Origin of the sequence: Streptomyces sp. NPDC048257, assembly GCF_043201855.1 — a bacterium.
Lineage (GTDB): Bacteria > Actinomycetota > Actinomycetes > Streptomycetales > Streptomycetaceae > Streptomyces.
On sequence record NZ_JBICZI010000004.1, the window covers coordinates 45,544 to 70,630 of the forward strand.

At 72.5% G+C, this 25,087-nt stretch carries 22 protein-coding genes; 7 read left to right on the top strand and 15 right to left on the bottom strand.

Going from position 1 to position 25,087, the window contains the following annotated elements; translation table 11 throughout:
• Window positions 1-29 precede the first annotated feature (29 nt).
• Window positions 30-2,279, bottom strand: a complete 2,250-nt coding sequence (locus ACGFZK_RS10825; RefSeq protein WP_393848541.1) for an MMPL family transporter — start codon at window positions 2,277-2,279, stop codon at window positions 30-32.
• Between the two features lie 180 nt (window positions 2,280-2,459).
• Window positions 2,460-2,933 (bottom strand): signal peptidase I, encoded by a 474-nt coding sequence (locus ACGFZK_RS10830; RefSeq protein WP_393848542.1) that lies wholly within the window; start codon window positions 2,931-2,933, stop codon window positions 2,460-2,462.
• Here ACGFZK_RS10830 and ACGFZK_RS10835 point away from each other — a divergent pair.
• From ACGFZK_RS10835 to ACGFZK_RS10845, 3 genes are all read left to right on the top strand, one after another.
• Entirely contained in the window at window positions 2,932-3,735 is an 804-nt protein-coding gene (locus ACGFZK_RS10835) for a GNAT family N-acetyltransferase (protein ID WP_393848543.1), read from the top strand. The two genes, ACGFZK_RS10830 and ACGFZK_RS10835, sit on opposite strands and share 2 nt — an antisense overlap.
• A gap of 47 nt (window positions 3,736-3,782) precedes the next feature.
• Window positions 3,783-4,283 carry a DinB family protein gene (locus tag ACGFZK_RS10840; RefSeq protein ID WP_393848544.1) on the top strand — a complete coding sequence of 167 codons (501 nt, stop codon included), beginning with the start codon at window positions 3,783-3,785 and terminating at the stop codon, window positions 4,281-4,283.
• Between the two features lie 196 nt (window positions 4,284-4,479).
• A complete protein-coding gene (locus tag ACGFZK_RS10845) occupies window positions 4,480-4,752 on the top strand; it encodes a hypothetical protein (RefSeq protein WP_393848545.1) in 273 nt (90 codons plus the stop codon).
• A gap of 98 nt (window positions 4,753-4,850) precedes the next feature.
• Here ACGFZK_RS10845 and ACGFZK_RS10850 read toward each other — a convergent pair whose 3' ends face one another.
• Window positions 4,851-5,585 (bottom strand): siderophore-interacting protein, encoded by a 735-nt coding sequence (locus ACGFZK_RS10850; protein WP_393848546.1) that lies wholly within the window; start codon window positions 5,583-5,585, stop codon window positions 4,851-4,853.
• A gap of 142 nt (window positions 5,586-5,727) precedes the next feature.
• Between ACGFZK_RS10850 and ACGFZK_RS10855 the strand changes: the two genes are divergently transcribed.
• From ACGFZK_RS10855 to ACGFZK_RS10865, 3 genes are all read left to right on the top strand, one after another.
• On the top strand, window positions 5,728-7,839 hold the full coding sequence (locus ACGFZK_RS10855) for a penicillin acylase family protein (protein WP_393848927.1): 2,112 nt from the start codon (window positions 5,728-5,730) through the stop codon (window positions 7,837-7,839).
• Window positions 7,836-8,447 (top strand): GNAT family N-acetyltransferase, encoded by a 612-nt coding sequence (locus ACGFZK_RS10860; RefSeq protein ID WP_393848547.1) that lies wholly within the window; start codon window positions 7,836-7,838, stop codon window positions 8,445-8,447. The genes ACGFZK_RS10855 and ACGFZK_RS10860 overlap by 4 nt, the downstream gene beginning before the upstream one ends.
• Window positions 8,448-8,656: 209 nt before the next feature.
• A complete protein-coding gene (locus tag ACGFZK_RS10865) occupies window positions 8,657-10,555 on the top strand; it encodes a protein kinase (RefSeq protein WP_393848548.1) in 1,899 nt (632 codons plus the stop codon).
• 16 nt (window positions 10,556-10,571) lie between these two features.
• On the opposite strand, the gene ACGFZK_RS10870 is transcribed toward ACGFZK_RS10865, so the two are convergent.
• The 12 genes from ACGFZK_RS10870 to ACGFZK_RS10925 all read right to left on the bottom strand — a co-directional run bounded on the left by ACGFZK_RS10870 (window position 10,572) and on the right by ACGFZK_RS10925 (window position 23,983).
• The gene (locus ACGFZK_RS10870) at window positions 10,572-11,258 is read right to left on the bottom strand and encodes an alpha/beta fold hydrolase (RefSeq protein WP_393848549.1); all 687 of its coding nucleotides are present in this window, start codon (window positions 11,256-11,258) and stop codon (window positions 10,572-10,574) included.
• A 70-nt stretch (window positions 11,259-11,328) separates the two neighbouring features.
• Window positions 11,329-12,840 (bottom strand): Asp-tRNA(Asn)/Glu-tRNA(Gln) amidotransferase subunit GatB, encoded by a 1,512-nt coding sequence (gatB, locus tag ACGFZK_RS10875; RefSeq protein WP_393848550.1) that lies wholly within the window; start codon window positions 12,838-12,840, stop codon window positions 11,329-11,331.
• A gap of 16 nt (window positions 12,841-12,856) precedes the next feature.
• A complete protein-coding gene (locus tag ACGFZK_RS10880; RefSeq protein ID WP_030769206.1) occupies window positions 12,857-13,102 on the bottom strand; it encodes a hypothetical protein in 246 nt (81 codons plus the stop codon).
• A complete protein-coding gene (gene gatA / locus ACGFZK_RS10885; protein ID WP_388268343.1) occupies window positions 13,099-14,592 on the bottom strand; it encodes an Asp-tRNA(Asn)/Glu-tRNA(Gln) amidotransferase subunit GatA in 1,494 nt (497 codons plus the stop codon). Before gatA ends, ACGFZK_RS10880 begins: the two co-directional genes overlap by 4 nt.
• A 5-nt stretch (window positions 14,593-14,597) precedes the next feature.
• Entirely contained in the window at window positions 14,598-14,894 is a 297-nt protein-coding gene (gene gatC / locus ACGFZK_RS10890; RefSeq protein ID WP_030010586.1) for an Asp-tRNA(Asn)/Glu-tRNA(Gln) amidotransferase subunit GatC, read from the bottom strand.
• Window positions 14,895-15,076: 182 nt separating this feature from the next.
• Window positions 15,077-17,266, bottom strand: coding sequence for a putative bifunctional diguanylate cyclase/phosphodiesterase (locus ACGFZK_RS10895; RefSeq protein WP_393848551.1), 2,190 nt, complete (start codon window positions 17,264-17,266; stop codon window positions 15,077-15,079).
• A 387-nt stretch (window positions 17,267-17,653) separates the two neighbouring features.
• A complete protein-coding gene (gene ligA, locus ACGFZK_RS10900) occupies window positions 17,654-19,855 on the bottom strand; it encodes an NAD-dependent DNA ligase LigA (protein WP_393848552.1) in 2,202 nt (733 codons plus the stop codon).
• 31 nt (window positions 19,856-19,886) lie between these two features.
• Window positions 19,887-20,870: a methionine synthase gene (locus tag ACGFZK_RS10905; protein WP_393848553.1), complete on the bottom strand. Its 984-nt coding sequence runs from the start codon at window positions 20,868-20,870 to the stop codon at window positions 19,887-19,889.
• A complete protein-coding gene (locus ACGFZK_RS10910; protein ID WP_393848554.1) occupies window positions 20,867-21,556 on the bottom strand; it encodes an SDR family oxidoreductase in 690 nt (229 codons plus the stop codon). Before ACGFZK_RS10910 ends, ACGFZK_RS10905 begins: the two co-directional genes overlap by 4 nt.
• A gap of 21 nt (window positions 21,557-21,577) precedes the next feature.
• Window positions 21,578-22,528, bottom strand: a complete 951-nt coding sequence (locus tag ACGFZK_RS10915; RefSeq protein WP_393848555.1) for a hypothetical protein — start codon at window positions 22,526-22,528, stop codon at window positions 21,578-21,580.
• Window positions 22,525-22,872: a DUF1330 domain-containing protein gene (locus ACGFZK_RS10920; protein WP_393848556.1), complete on the bottom strand. Its 348-nt coding sequence runs from the start codon at window positions 22,870-22,872 to the stop codon at window positions 22,525-22,527. Before ACGFZK_RS10920 ends, ACGFZK_RS10915 begins: the two co-directional genes overlap by 4 nt.
• 88 nt (window positions 22,873-22,960) lie before the next feature.
• Window positions 22,961-23,983, bottom strand: coding sequence for a GlxA family transcriptional regulator (locus tag ACGFZK_RS10925; protein WP_393848557.1), 1,023 nt, complete (start codon window positions 23,981-23,983; stop codon window positions 22,961-22,963).
• 126 nt (window positions 23,984-24,109) lie between these two features.
• Here ACGFZK_RS10925 and ACGFZK_RS10930 point away from each other — a divergent pair, with 126 nt between their 5' ends.
• Window positions 24,110-25,033, top strand: a complete 924-nt coding sequence (locus tag ACGFZK_RS10930; RefSeq protein WP_393848558.1) for an NADP-dependent oxidoreductase — start codon at window positions 24,110-24,112, stop codon at window positions 25,031-25,033.
• Window positions 25,034-25,087 lie beyond the last annotated feature (54 nt).

The following is a 25,087-nucleotide window of genomic DNA, read 5'->3' on the forward strand; positions in this document are numbered from 1 at the left end:
CCTTGGGTATCGGGCGGCGGGTGGCCGGATCACCGGGAGGCGGGGGCGGGCTCGGCGCCGTCCTCGCTCGTGACGAGGTCCGCGGTGGGCCGCTGCCCCGGAAGTTTCGCATGCGGGCGGCATTCGGGGGGCTCGATGCTGATCCGGGGCAGGCGCCGGTCGAGCCAGGCGGGCAGCCACCAGTTGGCCCCGCCGAGCATGTGCATCAGGGCCGGGACGAGGAGGGTGCGCAGCACGAAGGCGTCGAGGGCCACGGCCGCGGCGAGCGCGATGCCGAACATCGCGATGATCCGGTCGCCGCTGAGTACGAAGGCCAGGAAGACGGAGATCATGATGACGGCGGCCGAGTTGATGACCCGGCTGGTCTCGGCGAGGCCCACGCGCACGGCCCGCTTGTTGTCGCCGGTCTCCAGCCACTCCTCGTACATCCGGCTGACGAGGAAGACCTGGTAGTCCATCGACAGCCCGAAGAGGACGGACACCATGATCACGGGCAGGAAGGGTTCGATGGGGCCGGCGCTGCCCAGGCCCAGCAGCTCACTGCCCCAGCCCCACTGGAAGATCGCGACCACGACGCCGAAGGAGGAGGCGACGGCGGCGATGTTCATGGCCGCCGCCTTGAGCGGGATGCCGATGGACCGGAAGGCCAGCAGCAGGAGCACACAGCCGAGGGCGACGACCACGCCGACGAACAGCGGCAGCTTCCCGATGATGACCTCGGCGAAGTCGTCGTAGGCGGCCGTCACACCGCCGACGTGGATCTCCATGGAGTTGCCCTGCCCGGCAGTCGGGATGACGTCCTGGCGGAGTCTGTCGACGAGGTCGCTCGTGGCCCGGGACTGCGGGGCGAAGTCCGGGACCACGGTCAGGACGGCGGTGTCGCCGCTGCGGTTGAGGACGGCCGGGCCGGTGGAGGCGACGCCCTCGGTCGTACGGAGCGCCTGCGCCAGCCGGTCCACGGCGAGCCGGTCGCCGGCGCCGTCCAGCCGGGAGACGACGGTGAGCGGGCCGTTGGCGCCGGGGCCGAAGCCGTCCGTCAGCAGGTCGTAGGCCTGCCGGGTGGTGGAGGTGGCCGGGTTGTTGCCCTGGTCGGAGGTCCCCAGGTGGAGGGAGAGGGTGGGCAGGGCCAGCACCAGCATGACCGCGGTGGCGACGACGCCCAGCAGCTTGGGGTGCCGCTCGACGAAGACGGACCAGCGGGCGGCGAAGCCGGAGGTCTGCCCGGCTTCCGGGCCGTCGACGGCGAGCCTGCGGCGCTCGCGGCGCGAGAGGGCGCGCAGGCCGATGTACGAGAGGAGGGCGGGCAGCAGGGTGACCGAGGCGGCGACCGTCAGGACCACCGTCACGGAAGCCGCTATCGCGACACCGTTGAGGAAGTTCAGCCGCAGCACCAGCATGCCGAGCAGTGCGATGCAGACGGTGGCGCCGGCGAAGACGACGGCCCGGCCGGTGGTGGCGACGGCGTTCGCGGCCGCCTCCTCGACCGTGCTGCCGCGGGCCAGGCCCTTGCGGTGCCGGGTGACGATGAACAGCGCGTAGTCGATGCCCACGCCGAGGCCGATGAGGGTGCCGAGCATCGGGGCGAAGTCGGCGACCGGCATCGCGTGTCCGAGCAGGGTGATGCCGAAATAGGCGGTGCCCACACTGACCAGGGCGGTCGCGATGGGCAGCAGGCTCGCGGCGAGCGAGCCGAAGGCCAGGAAGAGGACCAGGGCCGCGACGGCGACGCCGATGACCTCGGCGAGGTGCGCGGTGGGAGCCTCGGTCAGCTGGACGGCGCGGCCGCCCAGTTCGACCTGGACACCGCCGGCCTCGGTGGTGGGGTTCTTCGCCGCCTCGACGAGGGCCCTGGCCTGGGGCTTGGGGACGGAGTCGGCCTGCTGGCCGAAGGTCACCACCGCGTAGGCGGTGCGCCCGTCGGGGCTGATCTGCGCGGCGCTCTCGGGGCCGGGACCGTAGGGTCCGGCGACCGATCCGATGCCGGGGAGCTCCGCGACGGCGTCGAGCGCCCGGGCCATGCGCTGCTCGATGTCCGGGGTGCGCACGCTCTGGTGCTGCGGGGCCCGCCACACGATGGTGTCGGTGTCTCCGCCCTGGCCGTGGAAGCCCTCGCGCAGGAGTGCGTCCGCCTTGCCGGATTCGGTGCCGGGGACCTCGTAGTCGTTGGAGAACGCCGACCCGGCGGTCGCTGCGGCCGCCGCGGTGGCGCCGAGTGCGAGCAGCCAGATCAGCACGGTGAGCAGACGGTGGCGCATGCACCAGCGTGCGATTACAGCCAACGGACGTGCTCCCTGGTGGTTCGGGTCTTTACCGGGGGCAGCCCGTCGCAAAGAACGCATGAACGCGTGAAGGCCAGGCCGACGGGCCCGGGGGATCGCCTCGGGAGGGTTCGGCGCAGATGGTCTACATCCTCCACGATCTCAGCGTTTCGTGATCGTTGGCCCCTTTCGTGTGCATCGTCACAGGGCGGACCGGCCCACGGCCCCGGCCTCCAACTGCCCCTCGGGCTCGTCCACCCGGTAGCCGGGGATCGAGGGCCACCGGACGGTCAGGACCACGGCGTCCTCCTCCGCGTACCAGGAGTGGTCGACGCCGCGCCCCCAGAGCACGTAGTCCCCCTGCTCGGCGAGGACGACGGTGCGCCCCGGGAATTCCAGCCGGAAGCGTCCGCTGATCAGTACCAGCAGCGCGGTGCGCTTCTCGGCGGTCGCCCACCGCTCCCGTTCGTCGCCCTCCGGGTGGACGCCCCATTTGATCTCGACGTCCTCGCTGTGGCGGGGATCGGAGGGGTCCTTGAAGTGGCCGAGGAGCCAGCCGCGGTCGGCGGCGGCGTCGGGGGTGGCCTTACCGGTGTAGATGGTGGAGTCGTCGTTCACGGGGGTGAGGCTAATGCAGTTGTCATGACCGCCCGGAGGCTGGTCAGCTGGGGGCATGCCGATCGATCTTGATGAACTGATGAAGGTGCGCGCCCGGTTCGACGCCGAGGAGCGCGAGGGCGCGCAGGCGGACGCCCCGCACGCGAGCGTGGAGCGGGCGGGAGCCGTCGTACGGCACGCCGTGCCGGGGCTCGGGTGGAACGGCGTGCTCTGGTCGGACCTCGACGAGGAGACGGCGGATGCGGAGATCGCGGTGCAGGTGGCGTTCTTCCGGGAGCGCGGCTGTCCGGAGTTCGAGTGGAAGCTGTACGACCACGACCGGCCGGCGGACCTCGGGGACCGGCTCCGGGCGGCGGGCTTCGTGCCGGAGCCGCCGGAGACCCTGATGGTGGGCCTGGCGTCCGAGCTCGCGAAGCTGCCGGTGGAGCCGCCGGAGGGCATCACCTTGCGGGTGGTGACGGACGAGGCCGGGGTGGACCTGATGATGGAGGTCCATGCGGGCGCCTTCGGCACCGAGCGGCCGCGGATCCGGGAGCAGTTGCTCAGCCGGCTGCGCGAGGAGCCGGAGACCATCGCCGCGGTGGTCGCGATGGCGGGCGACACCCCGGTGAGCGCGGCCCGGATGGAGATGCGGCCGGGCACGGCCTTCGCGGGCCTCTGGGGCGGCGGCACGCTCCCGCAGTGGCGCGGCCGGGGCATCTACCGCCTGCTGGTCGCCCACCGCGCCCGTCTGGCGGCGGAGCTCGGCATCCCGTACCTCCAGGTGGACGCGTCGGACGACAGCCGCCCGATCCTGGAACGGCTGGGCTTCGGGGTCCTGGGCGTGACGGTGCCGTACCTGTGGACGGCTGCCCGGTAGCTCCCGCAGGGCTGGATCGGTCCAGGAGCAGCGGGCAGGATCTCCTCATGGAACGCATAGACCCGCCCCTGACCGGCGACGAACGCGAGACCCTCCGGACCTACCTCGACTACCACCGGGCCACCCTCGCCTGGAAGTGCGAGGGCCTCGACGACGAGCAGCTGCGCCGCGCCTCGATGCCGCCGTCCACGCTGTCCCTGCTGGGGCTGGTCCGGCACATGGCCGAGGTGGAGAGACACTGGTTCCGCCGTGTCCTCGACGGCGAGGACCTGCCCCATCTGTGGTCGGACACCCACGACTTCCAGGCCGCCTACGACGCCTCGGGCTCCAGCCGCACCGAGGCGTTCGCCGCCTGGCAGGACGAGGTCGCGCACGCCCGCCGCATCGAGGCCGCCGCCGAGTCCCTGGACGTGACGGCGTACGTGCCGAGCTGGAAGGAGGAGGCCTCGCTGCGCCTGGTGATGCTGCACCTCATCCACGAGTACGCCCGCCACAACGGCCACGCCGACTTCCTCCGCGAGGGGATCGACGGCACCACCGGCGCCTAAGGGCTGTCCGGGTGCGGGTCGCGGAGGGCTGCTCTAGCGTCGGACGAAGGAGGGGAATTCCCCGCCGAGCCGGTCCGGGCCGGGGACCCGGGCCCCGTGGCCCGCGCCGGCCGCGTGCGCTCGGCGCAGTTCCCACGCGGATCCGGCGCCTCCAGGTCCCGGGCCGCGCGACGATCCCGGAGAGCAGGTGCGTCCCATGCGCACGTCGACCCGTATCGCAGGTGTCCTCAGCGGCCTGGCCCTCGTACTCGGTGGCGCGGCCTTCACGGCCCCCGCCGCCCACGCGGACGTCTCGGCCTGCATCAACCAGGTGGAGCGGGAGCTACAGGGTGGCGAGGCCCCGGAGTCCGTCCGCGCGGCGTGTTCCTCCGGGTACTCCGGTGACCACGAGACGTGCGTGAGCGGCCTGACCAAGGGTGGTGTGACCAACGGGACCGCGGTGAGCGCCTGCAAGGTGTCCATCCGGTAGCCGGTCCCTGCACCCCTGCGGCCCGTCCACCTCTGCGGCCCGTCCGCACCACCGGGTGCCGGACGGGCCGCGGCCGCGGGCGAGGCCGCGGATCCGTCTCAGGCTTCCGGCCGCCAGTAGCCCAGCGCGTTCACCCGGTGCTTGGGCAGCGCGAGTTCCTTGCGGAGGTAGGCCGTCAGGCCGCGCGTCGTCGCCGTGTCGCACGCCAGCCAGACGAACGCCGTCTCGGGGTCCCCGACCAGTTCGGGCAGTTCGGCTCGTACCCGGTCGGCCAGGGCCGTACCGTCGCGCCGCACCCGGCGGATGTCGTGCCGGCCCTGCTCCACCCGCATCGGGAGCTGTGCGTCCGAGTCGTGCTGCGTCTCGAACCAGAGGGTCGCCGGGGTCTGCGGGTACGTGTCCAGCAGCGAGTTGATCGCCGGGAGGGACGCCGCGTCCCCGATGACGAGCAGCCGCTCCGGGGCGGGCGCCGGGGCCGTGAATCCGGTGCCCTGGACGGTGGCGTCGATCGTGTCGCCCGGCTTCGCGCCGCGCGCCCAGGCACTGGCGACGCCGTCGTGCAGGGCGAACTCGAAGCTGAAGGTGCCCGCTTGCGGATCCGGGTCCACCAGCGTGTAGGCCCGCTGGTGCGGCTTGCCCGCGCCCTGGAACCACACGCGCACCCACATCGTCGGATGCAGCGACTCTCCGGCGGCGGCCAGCAGTCCGCCGTCCGTGAAGCTCACGCGGCGGTAGTCCTCCGTGAGGTCTTCCGTTCCCGTCACCGTGAACGTGAAGTCCTTGCCCCGCATGAGCTTGAGGACCACGCCCTCCCAGCCCTTGCCGACCGCCATGTCCAGCCCCTCCCCTAGCGCCCCTATAGTTAGGTCAGCCTAACCTAAACGCCCGTCGGGGAAGAGTGTGAGCAGCGTGAGCAGTGTCAGCAGCGAGAGCGGCGACGCCCGGTCGTACGGAGCCGGCCGGGGCGAGCCCTTCGTGGAGACCCCGGAATCCTACGGGGTCTACCGCGATCAGTGGGGCATCCCCCACCTGCGCGCATCCGGCGAACTCGGGCTCGTCCACGCCCAGGGCCGCGTCACCGCCTTCGACCGCGCCTGGCAGCTCGAGGTCGAGCGGCACCGCGCCGAGGGCTCCAGCGCCTCCTTCCTCGGCGCCGACGCCGTCACCTGGGACCGCTTCGCCCGCCAGTGCCGGCTGGCCGACACCGCCCGCCGCTGCTACGAGGCCATGGAGGCCGACGACCCGGACACCGCCGCCTGGGTCCGCGCCTACGTGGACGGCGTCAACGAGGGGCTCGCCGCCGGCGCCGCCCGCGACGAACGCTTCGCGCGCACCGGCCTCACCCCCGCGCCCTGGCAGCCGTGGGTACCGCTCGCCATCTGGATCGCCACGCACATCCTGTTCGCCGGCTTCGCCACCAAGCTGTGGCGCGAGCGCGTCGCCCGCGCCCTCGGCGACGAGGCCGTCACCCTCTTCGCCACCGACGGCCCCGGCACCGCCGGCAGCAACGGCTGGCTGGTGCCGGGCGACCGCACCGCCACCGGCTCGGCGATCATCGCGGGCGACCCGCACCGGTTCATCGAGGACCCGGGCGTCTACCAGCAGATACGTCTCTCCTGCCCGGACTACGACGTCCTCGGGCTCGCCGTCCCCGGCGTCCCCGGCCTCGGCCACTTCGGCCACACCGGCACCGCCGCCTGGGCGATCACCAACGCCATGTCCGACTACCAGGACCTGTACGTCGAGCAGTTGCGCCGCGGCGACGACGGCGTCGAGGCCCTGGGCGCGGACGGCGTCTGGGAGCCCGTCAGCCGCCACACCGAGACCATCACCGTGGCCGGCGGCGACGACGTCGAGGTGGAGATCCTGGAGACCCCCCGCGGCCCCGTGATCATCCACGCGGACGGCGACCCCGGGGCGGACGCCGACGCGGACGCCCACACCGACGGCAGCGCCCAGACCCTCTCCCTGCGCTACCCGCCCAGGGTCCGCCGGGACGTCGGCTTCGCCGCCCTGCCCGCGCTCCTGCGCGCCCGCACCGTCGCCGACATCGACCGCGCCTTCGACGGCTGGGCCGAGCCGGTCAACGTCGTCCACGCCGCCGACAGCGAGGGCGGCCTGCTGCACCGCGTCGCGGGCGCCGTGCCGCTGCGCCACCGGACCAACCGGCTGCGTCCCGTGCCCGCCTGGGACCCGCAGCACGCCTGGCAGGGCTGGGCCCCGACCCCCACCGAGCCGGTGCAGGGCTTCGCCGTCATGGCGAACGCGCGCGGGATCGCCTCCCCGCTCGGCGTGGAGTTCGCGCCCCCGCACCGCGCCAACCGCATCCGCGAGCTGCTGAGCGGCTCCGCGGACTGGTCCCCGAAGGCGATGGCCGACGTACACCGGGACACGCACCTGGCCTCGGCCGCGCCGCTGCTCGCGCTGCTGCCCGGCTTCGAGGACCTGACCCCGGCGGCGCGGGCCCTGCGGACCCGGCTGCTCGCCTGGGACCGGCACATGGCGGCCGACAGCACCGACGCCACCGTCTTCTCGGCCTTTCGCAGCGCGACCGTACGCCGCTTCGCCGCCGACCCCGTCTTCGAGGGCCTGTGGGGGGGGCCCACCGGCCCGGCCGTCTTCCACCCCTGGCTGTACCTGGTCCCGAAGATCGGATACGCCCTCGAGGGCCTGCTCACCACCTCCCTCGTGCCCGGCCTCGACCGTGCGGCGCACGTCCGGGCCGCGCTGGAGGAGACGGCCGCGGCCGGCACCCCCGACACCGCCTGGTCCGAGGTGCACCGCCTCACCCCCTGGCAGGCCGTGCCCGGCCCGGAGCCCACGGACTGGCCCGGCCTCGGCGGCGACCACGACTGCGTGAACGCCACCTCCACCGTTCCCGGTTTCACCGATCTCACCGCCCGCGCATCGGCGGCCCGTTACGTATGGGACCTCGCCCGCCGCGAGGACAGCCTCTGGGCGGTCCCGCTGGGCGCGGACGGTGTCACCGGCTCACCCCACCACCGCGACCAGCTGCCCCTGTGGGCACAGTGCGAACTCGTCCCCGTCGTCACCGACTGGACCCGTCTCACCAAGGAATCGATATGACCTCCGCCCCCTCCGTCAGACAGCCCGTGCACACCGAGGTCGTGGAGGGCTTCGGCACCGTCACCATCGCCCCCGTCGACCCGGCCGCCGACTCCGCGCTGATCCACAGCTGGGTCACTCAGGAGCGGGCCCGCTTCTGGGGCATGGGCGAGGCCAGCCGCGAACTGGTCCAGGAGATCTACGAGGACGTCGACCGCCGCACCACCCACCACGCCTTCATGGTCAGCCGCGACGGCGAGCAGGTCGCGCTGTTCCAGACGTACGACTGCGCCGAGGACCGCGTCAGCGAGTGCTACGAGGTCCAGCCCGGGGACGTCGGCGTGCACCTGCTGATCGGCCCGACCGAGGGCGCCGCCGAGCGCGGCTTCACCGGGGCCCTGATGGCCGCCTTCATCGGGTTCGTGTTCTCCGACGGTGCCGCGCGGCGCGTGGTCGTCGAACCGGACGCCCGCAACACCAAGGCCATCGCCCGCATGGAGCGCACCGGCTTCGTGCTCGGGCCGGAGGTCGTCCTCCCGGAGATCGACCTGCCCGAGGTCTACCTCCCGGCCAAGCCGGCCCGGCTGGCCTTCTTCACCGCCCCGGGGTCCACGTCGGCAACCGGCTGACCGCGCCCGCCCCTTCGACCGGGCGCCCGGCGAACGGACACCGCCCACGGGGTGGTTCTGCGGACCGGGCGCCCGGTGGCATGTCCGGGCACCGGGTTACCCGTAAGTGAAAGGGGTGAACCCTCATGGGGATTGCCGATTCCCATTGACCTCGCACACCTCGCCCCTGGAAGCTGATGGCCTCTCAAAGCACCTTGAGGTGGGGGACATTGACCAGTCAGAACCTGCACATCGGTCCGGATTCGGCAGCCGACCGGTACCGTCTGCTCCGCTCGATCGGGCGCGGCGGAGAGGCCGTGCTCTATCTTGCCGAAATCGAACTCGCCGGTGGATCCGAACCCGTGGTCGTCAAGGTCCTCGACTCCAAGACGACCATCACGCCGGACATCTTCGACCGGATCAGCCAGAAGTGGAACGAGCAGGCCGAGCTGCTGCGGTTCGTCCACCGGCCCGGTGTCGTGGGCGTGCGCGAGCACTTCGAGGGGCCGCCGATCCACCGGCCCGGGGAGTCCTCGACCCTGACCGGGCGGGCGCTCGTCCTCGTCATGAACCACGTCGACGGGCTCGACCTGCGGGACTGGCGGGCCGAGCGGACGCTGGCGAGCGCCGCCGAGCGGCGTGAGGTGATGCGCACGCTGGAGCAGCTGGCGGACGTACTGGACTGGCTGCACTCGGGGAAGGCCACCCCGTCCGGGCGCCAGGTGATCCACGGCGACCTCTCCCCCGGCAACGTGATGGTCGACGCCTACGGGCAGGCCACGCTGGTGGACTTCGGGCTCAGCAAACTGACCGCCGACCACCAGACGGCCGAGGTCTGGTTCACCCCGGGCTACGCGGCGCCCGAGGTCTTCGACGGCAAGCGGACACCGGGCACGGACCGGTACGCCTTCGGGGCGATCGCGTACTTCCTGCTGAGCGGGCAGTCCCCGCCGGCCACGCCGGAGCAGCTGGCGCAGGCGCTGACCGCGCTGCCGCAGATCGCCGTGCTGGACGCCGAGCAGCGGGCGCGGATCACCTCGATCTACGCGGCCGATCCGGGGAAGCGGCCGGTGAGCCTGGCCGGCTGGATGAAGGACGTCCGGCACGCCGTGGTGTCCACGACCACCGCGACCTCGCAGCGGGCCGGCCAGGAGGCCCCGCCCCGGCCGGCAGCCCCGCCGCCGCCGGTGGTCCCGCCGCAGCCCGTCACTCCGCCGCCCGTGGCCCCGCCCGCGGCTGCTCCGGTGGCGGTGCCCCTCGCGTACACCCCGACCGCGCAGCCGGTCCAGCCGGCGCAGCCCGTGCAGTCGGAACCGGCCACCGTCCCGGAGCCCGCCACCGCCGTCACCCCCGTCCCGCAGCCGCAGTCGCTGCCGGAGCCGGCACCGGTGCCCGCCGGGTACGGGCCGACGTACAACCTGAACCCGGCCCCGGCCCCGGCCCCCGCGCCGGAGCCCGTACGCCCGAAGAAGAAGCGGCGGACCGGCCTGGTCCTGGGCTCGGTGGCCGGGGTACTGGTACTCGCCGCCCTGGCGGTGGTCGGCGTACAGCTGCTGAAGGACAAGGACCAGGGGGCGGACCGGGCAGCCGGGAGCGACAAGCCCGCCGGGGCGGCGAGCTCCAGCGGGCCGTCCCCGTCCGCCTCCCCGTCCCCCAGCCCGTCCGGGACCGGTGACGACACGCCCCTGACCCAGCCCACCGGCTCGGCGTCCAAGCCTGCGGGGGGCGTCGCTCCGGGCGTCAACACCGCCGATCTGACCGTCATGAACGCCGTCGACGGGCTGGGCGAGTTCACCGTGGGAGCGGCGAAGATCAACACCAAGCAGTACGGCGCGGCGTTCATCGCCGACCTGGGGTGCAGCGGCGACGCGATCGCGGAGTTCGACCTCAACCGTGAGTGGAAGTACCTGGACTTCACGGCCGGGATCGACGACGGCTCCACCAACGAGAAGGGCCGCGTCACCATCGCGCTCGACGGCCAGCCCGCCGCGTTCTCCGAACTGGTCGCGCTGGGCAAGCCCGTCACGAAGCGAGTGGAGGTCAGCGGCGCCCTGCGGCTGCGCATCAAGGTGGAAGCGGGGTGCGACATCGGCAAGGTGGTCGTCGCGGGCCCGCAGCTGGCGCGCTGACGCGGGGGCGGTCCGCTCACCGGGCCGCGGGCCGCGCCAGGAACCCGGTGACGAGGGCGGCCCATTCGGCCGGGCGCTCGGCGAACGGAAGGTGCCCGGTGGGCAGTTCCGCGACCCGCGCGCCCGGCAGCGCGTCCGCCAGTTCCCGCTGGAGGGCCGGCGGCACGAGCCGGTCCCCGGTCGTCGCGATGACGAGCGCCGGCAGGTCGATCCGCGCGGCCTCGGCCCGCAGGTCGGACCCGTTGATCAGGTCGACGTGGTCGCCGCTCCCGGGCGGGACCGAGGCGGCGGTGTCCCGCACGACGGCCTCCACCTGCTCGGGGGTCAGCGACTCCAGCGCCCCCTCGCTGAACGCGAGCGGTACGAGCAGCCGCGCGAGGAGCTCGTTCTCCCGCCGCGCGGCCAGCTCGGACCAGAGGCCGCCGATCAGCTGCAGCCCGTTCCCGCCCCGCGCGAAGGTGGCGGTGAGGACGAGCGCGGTGACCCGCTCCGGATGGCGCGTGGCGATCCGGACGGCGACGTTCCCGCCGAGCGAGTACCCGAGTACGGCGAACCGCTCCAGCCCCTCGGCGCCCCGCTGGGTGAGCAGCGCGCCGCCCAGGGTGCCCGCGACACCCGCCAGCGCGATGACCATCGCACCGATATCCACCGGCCCACCCCTGATCCCACCGACCCCGCGCCCGACGCGCGCGATCACCCGCACCCAGTCGGAACCGCGAACGGCCCCGCACCGGGAGGTTCCGGTGCGGGGCCGTCGTACGTGCCGTGGAGGACTACTCGGAGACGCCCAGGCGCTCCAGGATGAGCTCCTTGACGCGCGCCGCGTCTGCCTGGCCGCGGGTGGTCTTCATGACCGCTCCGACCAGGGCGCCGACCGCGGCGATCTTGCCGCCGCGGATCTTGTCCGCGATGGCCGCGTTGCCCGCGATGGCCTCGTCCACGGCCGCGCCGAGCGCGCCCTCGTCCGAGACGACCTTCAGGCCGCGCTTCTCGACGACCTCGTCCGGGCTGCCCTCGCCGGCGAGGACGCCTTCGAGGACCTTGCGGGCCAGCTTGTCGTTGAGCGAACCGTCGGCGACCAGGGCCGCGACCCGGGCCACCTGCACCGGGGTGATCGGCAGCTCGTCGACGACGACACCCTGCTCGTTGGCGTTACGGGCCAGCTCGCCCATCCACCACTTGCGCGCGGCGGCCGAGTCGGCACCCGCCTCGATCGTGGCGACGATGGAGTCCACCGCGCCCGCGTTGAGGATCGACTGCATGTCGTGCTCGGTGACGCCCCAGTCCTCGCGCAGCCGGTTGCGGCGCACGCGCGGCATCTCGGGCAGACCGCCGCGCAGCTCCTCGACCCAGTCGCGGGCCGGGGCGACGGGGACCAGGTCGGGCTCCGGGAAGTACCGGTAGTCCTCGGCGTTGTCCTTGATGCGGCCGGCCGTGGTGGAGCCGTCCTCCTCGTGGAAGTGCCGGGTCTCCTGCACGATCGAGCCGCCCGACGAGAGCACCGCCGCGTGGCGCTGGATCTCGTAGCGGGCCGCGCGCTCGACGGACCGCAGGGAGTTGACGTTCTTGGTCTCCGAGCGGGTGCCGAACGCGGACTCGGGGGTCGGGCGCAGCGACAGGTTCACGTCGCAGCGCATCTGGCCCTTGTCCATGCGGGCCTCGGAGACGCCGAGTGCCTTGATGACCTCGCGCAGCTCGGCGACGTACGCCTTGGCGACCTCGGGGGCCCGCTCGCCCGCGCCCTCGATGGGCTTGGTGACGATCTCGATGAGCGGGATGCCGGCGCGGTTGTAGTCCAGCAGGGAGTGGGACGCGCCGTGGATACGGCCGGTGGCGCCGCCGACGTGCAGCGACTTGCCGGTGTCCTCCTCCATGTGGGCGCGCTCGATCTCCACACGGAAGATCTCGCCGTCCTCCAGCTGGACGTCCAGGAAGCCGTTGAAGGCGATGGGCTCGTCGTACTGGGAGGTCTGGAAGTTCTTCGGCATGTCCGGATAGAAGTAGTTCTTCCGGGCGAAGCGGCACCACTCGGCGATCTCGCAGTTCAGCGCGAGACCGATCTTGATGGCCGACTCGACGCCGATCGCGTTGACGACGGGCAGGGAGCCGGGGAGACCGAGGCAGGTGGGGCAGGTCTGCGAGTTGGGCTCGGCGCCCAGCTCGGTGGAGCAGCCGCAGAACATCTTGGTCTTGGTGCCGAGCTCGACATGGACCTCGAGGCCCATGACGGGGTCGAACGAGGCGAGAGCGTCCTCGTACGACAGCAGTTCGGTGAAGGTGGTCACGGTGAAACTTTCCCTCTCAGCCCAGCAGGACGTCGTCGTCGCCCAGGCGCTTCAGCTCGCGGTACAGGATCGCGAGGCCGGTGACGATGGCGGCGGCGGACACGGCGGCGTCGACCAGCTTCAGCACGTCGTTCTCGCTGCGGGCCTTCTTGACCTGCTTGATCACGCTGATCGCGCCGAAGGCGGTGGTGCCGATCGACAGGTAGGTGCCGGTCTTGGACTTCTTGAAGCCCTTGGCCTTGGACAGTGCACTGGTGCTCACAGGGACGGTGCCTCCTCAAGCAGCGGGTGACCCCAGCGTGCGACGAAGGCCGCCTCGACGGCGGCACCGACCTTGTACAGCCGGTCGTCCTTCATCGCCGGGGCGATGATCTGGAGCCCGACCGGGAGACCGTCCTCCGGTGCCAGGCCGCAGGGGAGCGACATGGCGGAGTTGCCGGCCAGGTTGGTCGGGATGGTGCACAGGTCCGCGAGGTACATGGCGAGGGGGTCGTCGGTGCGCTCGCCGATGGGGAAGGCGGTGGTCGGGGTCGTCGGGGAGACGATGACGTCGACCTGCTCGAAGGACTTCTCGAAGTCCTTGGTGATGAGCGTGCGGACCTTCTGGGCCGAGCCGTAGTACGCGTCGTAGTAGCCGGAGCTGAGCGCGTACGTACCGAGGATGATGCGGCGCTTGACCTCGTCGCCGAAGCCGGCTTCGCGGGTCAGGGCGGTGACGTCCTCGGCGGACTTGGTGCCGTCGTCTCCGACGCGCAGGCCATAGCGCATGGCGTCGAAGCGGGCCAGGTTCGAGGAGCACTCGGACGGCGCGATCAGGTAGTACGCGGCCATCGCGAGGTCGAAGGACGGGCAGTCCAGCTCGACGATCTCGGCGCCGAGCTCCTTGAGGAGCTCCACCGACTCGTTGAAGCGCTGGACGACACCGGCCTGGTAGCCCTCACCGGCGAACTGCTTGACCACACCGACGCGCATGCCCGCGACCGAGCCGTTGCGGGCCGCCTCGACGACCGGCGGGACCGGGGCGTCGATGGAGGTGGAGTCGAGCGGGTCGTGCCCGGCGATCACCTCGTGCAGGAGGGCTGCGTCCAGGACCGTACGGGCGCAGGGTCCGCCCTGGTCGAGGGAGGAGGAGAAGGCGACCATGCCGTAGCGGGAGACACCGCCGTACGTGGGCTTCACGCCGACCGTGCCGGTGACGGCGGCGGGCTGGCGGATGGAGCCGCCGGTGTCCGTGCCGATGGCGAGCGGGGCCTGGAAGGCGGCGAGGGCCGCCGCGGAGCCGCCGCCCGAGCCGCCGGGGATCCGGGTGAGGTCCCAGGGGTTGCCGGTGGGGCCGTAGGCGCTGTTCTCGGTGGAGGACCCCATGGCGAACTCGTCCATGTTGGTCTTGCCGAGGATGACGACGTCGGCTTCCTTCAGCTTGCGCGTCAGGGTGGCGTCGTACGGCGGGATCCAGCCTTCGAGGATCTTCGAACCGACGGTCGTCGGGATCCCGACGGTGGTGAAGATGTCCTTGAGGGCCAGGGGCACGCCGGCCAGCGGGCCGAGCTTCTCGCCGGCCTCGCGCTTGGCGTCGACGGCGCGGGCCTGGGCGAGCGCGCCCTCGCGGTCCACGTGCAGGAAGGCGTTGACCTTCTCGTCGGTGGCGTCGATGCGGGCCAGGTGGGCCTCGGTCACCTCGACGGCCGTGAGCTCGCCGGAGGCGATCTTCTCGGCGGTCTCGGCGGCCGTGAGCTTGATGATGTCGACCATGGTTGTTAGTCCTCCCCCAGGATCTGCGGCACCTTGAAACGCTGCTGCTCCTGGGCGGGAGCACCGGAGAGCGCCTGCTCGGGGGTGAGCGACGGACGGACCTCGTCCGCGCGCATGACGTTCGTCAGCGGCAGCGGGTGGGAGGTCGGCGGGACGTCTTGGTCGGCGACCTCGGAAACGCGGGCGACCGCGCCGATGATGTCGCCGAGCTGTCCGGCGAAGTGATCCAGCTCGTTGCTGGACAGCTCAAGGCGCGCCAGCCGAGCGAGGTGGACGACCTCCTCGCGCGTAATGCCAGGCATGCAGCGATCCTCTGGGGGTGGGTGGATGTTTCGTTTCGGACCCAATCCTATGGGGCGCGGCGCTCGGCCTGCGAAACGGTTTGGCCCGGGCCTCGCGCCGAGCCTCCCGGGCGCCGCCCGGGCCCGCGCCTGAATCGCCGGCGGGGCTGGAATACAGCCGCGCCGGCGTTTGAGGCGCTGGGTCAGACCGCGTCGGCCTCGGCGGCCGCGAGCTCGGCCATGATGTCCGCCGGGCGGCGCCAGCCGCGTTCGCCGCGGGCCAGCAGCCACGCGGTGGCCTCCTGCGGTGGCATGGCGGCCGCGACCAGCCAGCCCTGGACGGCGTCGCAGCCCAGGTCCCGCAGCCGCTCCCACGTCTCGTCGTCCTCCACGCCCTCCGCCACGACCAGCAGGCCCAGCGAGTGCGCCAGGTCCACCGTGCAGCGGACGATCTCCGCGTCCTGCGCGTCGACCGCCAGCCGGCCGACGAACGACCGGTCGATCTTCAGCTCGCTGACCGGCAGGCGGCGCAGGTGGACGAGAGAGGAGTAGCCGGTGCCGAAGTCGTCCAGGGACATCTTCACGCCGTGGCCGGTGAGACCGGCCATGGTGTCCGCCGCCCGCTGGGGGTCCTCCAGCAGGACGTGTTCCGTTATCTCCAGCTGCAGCCCGCTCGCCGGGACCCCGTGGCGGGCCAGCCGCGCGGCGACCGCGCCCGCGAAGCCCGGGGTGTGGACGTCGCGGGGGGAGACGTTGACGGCCACCGGGACCTTGAGGCCCTGGGCCCGCCACCGTGCCACCTGGGCGAGGGCGGTCTCCAGGACGTACTCGGTCAGGTGGGGCATCAGCCCGGAGGTCTCGGCGATCGCGATGAACTCGTCCGGGGACACCCGCCCGCGTTCCGGGTGGACCCAGCGCACCAGCGCTTCGAGCCCGGCCACCTGGCCGTCGAAGCGGACCTTCGGCTGGTAGTGCAGTTCCACTTCGCCGGCGTCCAGGGCCCTGCGGAGGTCGCCGAGGAGACCGAGGCGGTCGGGGGTGTTGCTGTCCCGCTTGGACTCGTACACCTCCACGCCCGTACGGTCGCGCTTCGCCTGGTACATCGCCACGTCCGCGCGCCGCAGCAGTCCCTCGGCGTCGAGCGCGTGGTCGGGGAAGACGGCGAGGCCCGCGCTGGCCTCCAGGACGAGGGTCAGGCCGTCCAGGTCGAGGGGGGAGCTGAGCTCCGCGACCAGGTGGCGGGCGATGCGCTGGGCGCTGGTGGTGGAGTCGGCGAAGGGGAGCAGGACGGCGAACTCGTCGCCGCCGAGCCGGGCCGCCTCGGCGTCCTCGGGCAGGGCCTGGCGCAGCCTTTCGGCGATCTGAAGGAGCAGCCGGTCGCCCGCGAGGTGCCCCAGGGTGTCGTTGACCGCCCGGAAGCGGTCCAGGTCGATCAGCACCAGGGCCGCCCGGGTGCCCGACCGTTCGGCCTCGTCCAGGGCGGACCAGGCCCGCTCCAGCAGCCACTGCCGGTTGGGCAGCCCGGTCAGCGGGTCCCTCAGCTGTTCCTCGGCGCGCGCCCGGGCGATCCACAGGGTGGAGTCCAGCGCGATCAGCGGTACGGCGAACAGCGGCAGCAGGACCGGCTGCGCCACGGCGACGACGCAGATCAGGGGGGCGATGCCGAGCAGCGCCACGGCTACTAATGCCTGCCGGAGCAGGGCGGTCCGGGCGACGGTGGGCAGCCCGCCGCCGCGCGGGGCCAGCGCGATCCAGAGCAGGAAGCGGGTGGCGAGGAGGTAGGCGACGGCGACGAGGACGATCTCGGGAACGGCCTCCAGCCCCCAGAAGGCGGGCAGCCAGGGGGTCTCGACGGAGGGCACCTCGCCGAAGGCGGCGAGGACGAGGGCCCCGGCGCCGATGCCGAGGATGTCCACGGAGCCGTGCAGCAGGCCCTGCCGCCAGCGGTGCCGGCGCGCGGCCCCGACCAGCGAGACCACCGCCAGCGAGACGAGTCCGGCGGGGACCCACCCGTACAGGACGAGCACCCCGAGGGTGAGGGCTGCGCCCGATCCGGTGCCGCCCCACCAGCGGTCGCGGCCGAGGGCGACCAGGTGGCCGACGATGATCCCGGTGAGGAGGGCCAGGGCCCAGCCGACCGGCCCGCCGGGGAACAGCGCATGACGATCGCTCAGCGTGGAGACGATGCCGATGGTGAGCACCGCGACGGCGAGGCCCACCACGAGGAAGGGCAGCGCACCGCGCCGCTCCTGTCCGCCCGCACCGGTGTCGATCGGCCGGGTCTCCGGTGTCCTGGGACCCAGGACACCGAGTCTGCCCGCCCTGCCCGCCCGCATGGACGGGAGTTCCCCGCCGAATTCAGGTGACGGGTCGGCGCTTTCGGTGGGTTTCATGCCCGTACCTCTCACAGCCGGCGATGCCGATGTCACGCGATGGCCCCGATGTCATGCCACCACGGCCGAAATCGCATCCTGCAGCCGTGCACGACAGGCGCACCCCTCAACAGTAGGACGCGCGAGGCTCCCAGGGGCAGCGGTCGGCAGTGGTTGCCCGAATGCGACCCAGCCATCCTCATCAGTACGGTATCCGCCGAACGGGTGAGTTTGGACCAGGACCCCCTTGTCACCCATCCGATGATCCGACAGCTCACCGCCCTGCGACCAGCCTTGTACCGGCCTTTTACCACCGTCCACCGCGCCTGGCGTACGCCCGCCCGTACGGCCGCACGCCACGCTTCCGTTCGCCTTCGCTACTCCCCTTCGGCGATTCCCTCTTCGGTATTACTCCCCTTCGGCTCCGCCGTCCACCGGGAGCGCGGCCTCGCGTGCCGCTTCGGGCCCCTGCTCCAGCAGCACGGCGAATCCGGCGTCGTCGAGGACGGCGAGCTTCAACTGCACGGCCTTGTCGTACTTCGAGCCGGGGTTGTCGCCGACCACGACGAAGGAGGTCTTCTTCGACACGGATCCGGTGACCTTGGCGCCGCGGCTCTGCAGGGCCTCCTTCGCGCCGTCCCGCGTGTGGCTCTGCAAAGTGCCGGTGACGACGACGGTCAGCCCCTCCAGCGGCCGCGGCCCCTCCTCCTCGGCGGAACCTTCCTCCTCCATCCGGACCCCGGCCTCCCGCCACTTGCGCAGGATCTCCTGGTGCCACTCGACGGCGAACCACTCCTTGAGGGAGGCGGCGATGATCGCACCGACCCCCTCGGTGGCGGTCAGCTCCTCCTCGGTGGCCTGCTCGATGCGCTCGATCGAACGGAACTCGCGGGCGAGGGCCTCGGCCGCGACCGGTCCCACATGACGGATCGACAGGCCGTTGATGATGCGGGCGAGCGGACGGTCCTTGGCTGCGGCGATGTGCTCCAGCATGGACAGGGCGTTCTTCTTCGGCTCGCCCTTCTGGTTGGCGAAGACCGTGACGATCTTCTCCTCGCCCGTCTTCGGGTCCCGCTTGGGCAGCCCGCTGTCCGGGTCCAGGACGTACGCCTTGATGGGCAGCAGCTGCTCGATGGTCAGGTCGAAGAGGTCGCCCTCGTCCAGCAGCGGAGGCTCGGCCGGCTCCAGCGGGCCGGTCAGCGCGGCCGCCGCCACCATGCCGAAGTTCTCGATGTCCAGGGACTGCCGGCCGGCCAGGTAGGCGATCCGCTCGCGCAACTGGGCCGGGCAGGTCTGGGCGTTGGGACACCGGACGTCGATGTCCCCCTCCTTCATCGGCCGCAGCTCCGTCCCGCACGCGGGGCAGATCGCCGGCATCACGAACTCCCGCTCGCTGCCGTCGCGCAGGTCCACCACCGGGCCGAGGATCTCGGGAATGACGTCACCCGCCTTGCGCAGGACCACGGTGTCCCCGATGAGGACGCCCTTGGCCTTGACGACCTCCTGGTTGTGCAGGGTCGCGAACTCGACCTCGGAGCCCGCCACCTTCACCGGTTCCACCTGCGCGTACGGCGTCACGCGTCCGGTGCGGCCGACGCCGACCTTGATGTCGATCAGCTTGGTGTTGACCTCTTCGGGCGCGTACTTCCAGGCGATCGCCCAGCGCGGGGCGCGCGCCGTGGAGCCCAGCCGGCCCTGGAGGGCGATCTCGTCGAGCTTGACGACCACGCCGTCGATCTCGTGCTCCACCGAGTGCCGGTTCACGCCGAAGTCCGCGATGAAGTCCCGGACCTCGGCGAGCGTGGCGACCACCTTGTTGTGCTGCGCGGTCGGCAGACCCCACTCGTGCAGCAGCTCGTACGCCTGCGACTGGCGCTCGATCTCGAAGCCCTCGCGGGCGCCGATGCCGTGCACGACCATGTGCAGCGGGCGGCTGGCGGTGACCTTGGGGTCCTTCTGCCGCAGCGAACCGGCCGCCGCGTTGCGCGGGTTGGCGAAGGGCTTGCCCTCCGCCTCGACCAGGCGCGCGTTGAGCTCCTGGAACTTCTCCATCGGGAAGTAGACCTCACCGCGGATCTCGACCAGGGCCGGGATCCGGTCGCCCTTCAGCCGGTCCGGGATCTCGGTGATGGTGCGGACGTTGGGCGTGATGTCCTCACCGGCGCGGCCGTCGCCGCGGGTGGCCGCCCGGGTGAGACGGCCGTTCTCGTAGGTGAGGTTGACGGCGAGGCCGTCCACCTTGAGCTCGCACAGGTAGTGGTAGTCCGAGGTGTTCACGTCCCGGGCCACCCGCTCGGCCCAGGCCGCCAGTTCCTCGTCGTCGAAGGCGTTGTCGAGGGAGAGCATCCGCTCCCGGTGCACGACGGAGGCGAAGTCCGTCTCGTACGCCCCGGCCACCTTCTGGGTGGGCGAGTCGGGCGTGCGCAGCTCCGGGTACTGCTCCTCCAGTGCCTCCAGCGAGCGCAGCAGCTGGTCGAACTCGGCGTCGCTGACGACCGGCTGGTCGTTCACGTAGTACCGGAAGCGGTGCTCCTCGACCTGCTCGGCCAGCAGCGCGTGCTGCTCACGCACCGCCGCCGGTACTGCCGTGTCCTGCTGTTCGGCTGCCATGCCGTGTCCTCCCGTGGCCCGTCTTCGACCGTCACTCAGGGTTGTCGGCGAGCGACCTCGCCGCCCTGACGCAATGCGCCTGCACCGCGCGGGCGTATGCGGGTGAAGCGCCCGCGAGACCGCACGACGGGGTGACCACGACGGACTCCGCCAGAGTCCCCGGGGCCAGCCCCAGCCTGCGCCAAAGCTTCCTGACACCCATGACGCTACCGCCCGGGTCCGACAACGGGGCGTCCGTGCCGGGCACCACTCCGGCGAAGAGTTTCGTGCCGCCCTCGACCGCTTCTCCGATGGTGTCGTCCTCGCGCTCGGTGAGCAGCGAGAAATCGAACGAGACCCCCGTGGCACCGGCCCTGCGGAGCAGGGCGAAGGGCACCTCGGGCGCGCAGGAGTGCACGACGACGTCCCCGTCGTGGACGGCGAACACCTCGCGCAGCGTGCCCTCGACCACCTGCCGGTCGACGGCGCGGTAGGTGCGGTAGCCGCTCGCCGAGCGGACCCGGCCGAGCAGCACGGCCGTCAGGGACGGCTCGTCGAGCTGGAGCACGACGTCGGCGCCGGGGATCCGCTTGCGTACATCGGCCAGGTGCTCGCGCAGGCCCTCGGCCAGCGATCCGGCCAGGTCCCGGCAGGCTCCGGCGTCCTTGAGCACGGCCTCGCCGCCGTGCAGCTCCAGGGCGGCGGCCAGCGTCCACGGACCGACGGCCTGGACCTTGAGCTTGCCCGTGTACCCCTGGGTGAACTCCTCCAGCGCGTCGAGGTCCTCGCCGAGCCAGGACCGAGCCCGCTTCGAGTCCCGTCCCGGGCGGTCGCTGATCCGCCAGCCGCTGGGCTCGACGTGGGCGTACATGTCGACGAGCAGTCCGAGGGAACGGCCGATCATGTCCGCGCCGGGCCCCCGGGCGGGCAGCTCGGCGAGGTAGGGGAACTCCTCGAAGGACCCGGTGACGGTCTTCGCGGCCTCGCGGGCGTCGCCGCCGGGCAGCGACCCGACGCCGGTGGCGCCCGCGCTCATCGGCCCGGCCGGACGCTGAGGTCGTTGACCTCGGCGTCGCGGGGCAGGTCGACGGCCATGACGATCGTGGTCGCGACGGACTCGGGGTCGATCCAGGCGGCCGGGTCGTACTCCTTGCCCTCCTGGGAGTGCACCTTGGCCTGCATGGGGCTGGCGGTGCGGCCCGGATAGACGGAGGTGACGCGGATGCCGTGGGGCTTCTCCTCGGCGCGCAGCGAGTCGGCGAGGGCCTTGAGCCCGTGCTTGGAGGCGGCGTACGCGCTCCAGTCGGCGTGGGCGGACAGGCCGGCGCCGGAGTTCACGAAGACGACGGTGGCCTTGGAGGCGCGCAGGGTGGGCAGGAGCAGCCGGGTGACCTCGGCGGGCGCGATCAGGTTGACGTTGAGCTGCTGGTGCCAGGTCTTGGGCCGGAGCTCACCCACCGGTCCGAGGTCCACGATCCCGGCGATGTGCAGCAGGGAGTCGATGCGCTCGGGCATGGCCTGCTTGGAGAACGCCCACGAGAGCCGGTCGGGATCGGCGAGGTCGCCGACGAGGGACGTGGCGCCCGGGTAGCGGTCGACGAGCTGGCGGGCGCGGCCGGCGTCCCGGGCGAGGAGGACGAGGTCGTCGCCGCGGGCGTGCAGCCGGGCCGCGACGGCGGCGCCGATGCCGGATCCGGCACCGGTGATCAAGTGAGTAGCCATACCGCCCATGCTCGCACCCCGTCAGGCTCCGGCGGTCCCGCGGTACGCATCCTGGATCGCGGCCCTGGCGGCTGCGGCCTGCCGGGTGGTGAGGCCCCGCAGGCCGAGGCCCACCAGGCACAGGAGCCCCGCGTGCTCGTGGCCCGGGATCACCGACCAGTGCTCCAGCGCCGCGTCCCGTACGGCGGTCAGGGCGGCGGTGTCGTCCGGTTCGGTGGGATCGAAGCGGCCGCCCGAGGCCGCGCGGTGCTCGGCCCAGCGGTCCTCCCAGAACTCCACGGTCCAGCCCGGCCAGCGGGCGGCCACGGTGTCGGGGTGGATCTGGTAACCGGTGTGCCACCAGCCGACCCGGCGCCGCACCTGGTCGATGTGGAGGCCGGACTCGGCGAGCTCGTGGTGGGCGCCGTGGTCGGTGACTGCCTCCAGCCGGTCGAGGAGGGCGGGGCCCTGCATCACCGGGTGTTCCAGGCCGAAGCCCATCAGGTGGCAGCGGTCCGGGCCGTCCACGGTGACGACGGTGACGTCCGGGTCCGGGTGTGCCAGGGCCGGAGCACTCGCCTCGAACACGTCATCGGGCCACACCGGCCTGTCGCGGCCGGCGTCGTCCGCCGGGTCGAGGCCGACGTGGGCCCGCAGGCCGGTCTGGCCCCCGTAGGACCAGCGCACCTCCCAGCCGGGCCAGGCGGCCCGCAGGAGGGCGAACACCGCCCGGCGGGTGCGCATCGCGACGGACGGCCCCTCCAGCAGGAACAGCAGCAGGACCTTGGCGTCCGGGTCCACCAGGACGCCCGCCTGGACGTCCTCGTCCGCGAACCAGGAAGGGGGCCGCCCGTCCGCACAGGTGCGGCGCATCAGCATCAGCACGACGTCCGGGCCGGCCAGCAGGTCGAGGTCCAGGCCGATGGCCCCCCAGTCGTCCTCGATGCCGCCGTACCCGTCCGGTCCGCCGAGGACGTAGACGGCGGGGTTCATCGGAGCCCCGCGGCTTCGCGCAGGCGGGCGGCGGTCTTCGAGGCGTCGTAGTCGGCCGGGACACCCTCGACCAGGACCGCCTCGCCCGCGATGTGGCCGGTGCGCAGCGGCAGGATGGCCTGGTAGGCGTCGGAGGCGTACCAGGCGCGGGCGTTCTCGATGTCCGGGAAGCCGATCACGACGACGGTGCCGGGGAAGGGGCCCTCCAGGACCTCGACCTCCTTGCCGTGGACGAGGAAGCGGCCTCCGAAGGGGTCCATGGTCGACTGGATCCGCTCGATGTAATCGAGGACGTCCTCGTTCATGGTCTCGGGGCGGAGGTGGGCGATGGCGTACGCGGTCATGGTCTGCTCCCCTGTGGATCGGCCCGTCGGTCCGGGCCGGTGATCCGATCCTGTCAGCGCGCGGCCGCGGCGGCGATTACCCCACAGGTCATGCGGATGCGGGCTGGAAGGTCCGCCGGTAGGCGATCGGTGAGACGCCGAGCGCGGAACGCATGTGCTGACGCAGGGAGTTGGCCGAACCGAAGCCGGAGCGGTGGGCGACCAGGTCGACCGGCAGGTCGCTGGACTCCAGCAGGTGGCGGGCCAGTTCGAGCCGCTGGGCGGTGAGCCACTGCACCGGCGTCATGCCGACCTCGTCGCGGAACCGCCGGGTGAAGGTGCGCAGGCTCATCCGGGCGTGCGCGGCCAGTTCGGCGAGGGCGACCGGCTCGGCGAGGCGCTCCAGGGCCCAGGCGCGGGTGGCGGTGGTGGTGGCGACGGTCGGCTCGGGGACGGGCCGGTCGATGTACTGGGCCTGCCCGCCGTCGCGCCAGGGCGGAACGACACACATCCGGGCGGCCCGGTTGGTGACGGCCGCGCCGTGATCGCGGCGGATGAGGTGCAGGCACAGGTCGACGCCGGCGGCGACCCCGGCGGAGGTCAGGACGTCGCCGTCGTCGACGAACAGGACGTCCTCGTCGACGAGGACGCGGGGGTAGGCCCTGCGGAACTCGGGGGCCAGGTTCCAGTGCGTGGTCGCGGGGCGGCCGTCGAGCAGCCCGGCGGCGGCGAGCACGTAGGAGCCGGTGCAGATCGAGACCAGGCGGGCGCCGGGGCGGATGCCGGCGATGGCCGCGGCAACCTCGGGCGGCAGCGGGCCACCGCGGGCCAGCTCGGGCATGGCGTGCGTGGGCGGGAGGATGACGGTGTCGGCGGCGGCGAGCGCTTCGGGCCCGGCGGCGGGCTGGATGGTGAACCCGGCGTCGCTGAGCACGGGGCGGCCGTCGGCCGTGCAGACGACGACCTCGTACAGGGCCTCGCCGGCCTCGTCCACGGCGCTGCCGAAGACCCGCGAGGGGATCCCCAGCTCGAAGGGCGGAACCCCGGGCAGGGCGAGCACCGCGATCCGGTGCAACCTGCCGCCTTGCCGGGTGCCCTCTCCGTCCGCCGGCCTCTTCCTTGCGCTGTCCATGGCCAGATTCTGTCACATAGTGGCCATTCGGCCAACACCGCGAGTCCCGACGATGCCCGAATGTGGGACGTGTCGCCGGGGAGAACCCGGTATCGGACGTAATCGAACGAAATGAGGCGGACAGGCATGCGCGCGATGATCGTGAACGGATGGGGCGGCCCCGAGACCCTGGTCGAGCGCGAGGTGGACCGGGTGGAGCCGGGCCTGGGCGAGATCCTCGTCCGGGTCCACGCGGCCGGGGTGAACCCCGTCGACTGGAAGACACGGGCCAGCGGCGCCCTCATCGCCTGGGGCGAGTTCCCGATCGTCGGCTGGGACGTCTCCGGAACCGTCGAGGCGGTCGGGCCCGGCGTGACCCTGTACCGCGCGGGCGACGAGGTGTACGGGATGCCCCGCTTCCCGCAGCAGGCCGGCGCCTACGCCGAGTACGTGACCGCCCCCGCCCGGCACTTCGCCCCCAAGCCGGCCGCGCTGGACCACGTACAGGCGGCGGCTCTGCCGCTGGCCGCGCTGACCGCCTGGCAGGCCCTGGTGGACACGGCCGGGGTGGGCGCCGGGCAGCGGGTGCTGGTGCACGCGGCGGCCGGCGGGGTGGGCCACCTGGCGGTGCAGATCGCCAAGGCCCGCGGCGCGTACGTGATCGGCACCGCGAGCGCGGGCAAGCACGCGCTGCTGCGCGAGCTCGGGGCCGACGAGGTGATCGACTACCGCACCACGGACTTCGAGGACGCCGTCAGCGACGTGGACGTCGTGATCGACGCCATCGGCGGGGAGTACACGCAGCGCTCGCTGAAGGTCCTCAAGGCCGGCGGCCACCTGGTGACCCTGCCCGGCCCCGACTCCCTCCCGGCCGACCCGCAGGGCGTGCACGCCTCCTGGGTCCTGGTGGAGCCGGACCTGGGCGGCCTGCGGGAGATCGCGGCTCTCGTCGAGCAGGGCCTGCTGAAGCCGCTGGTCGACACCGTACTGCCGCTGCAGGAGGCGGCGAAGGCCCACGAGATCGGCGAGCAGGGCCGCACCACCGGCAAGATCGTCCTGACCGTCGCCTGACCGGCAGGACACGCCCTCGGGGGTGTCCTGCCCGTCGGCCCGGATCGACGGCCC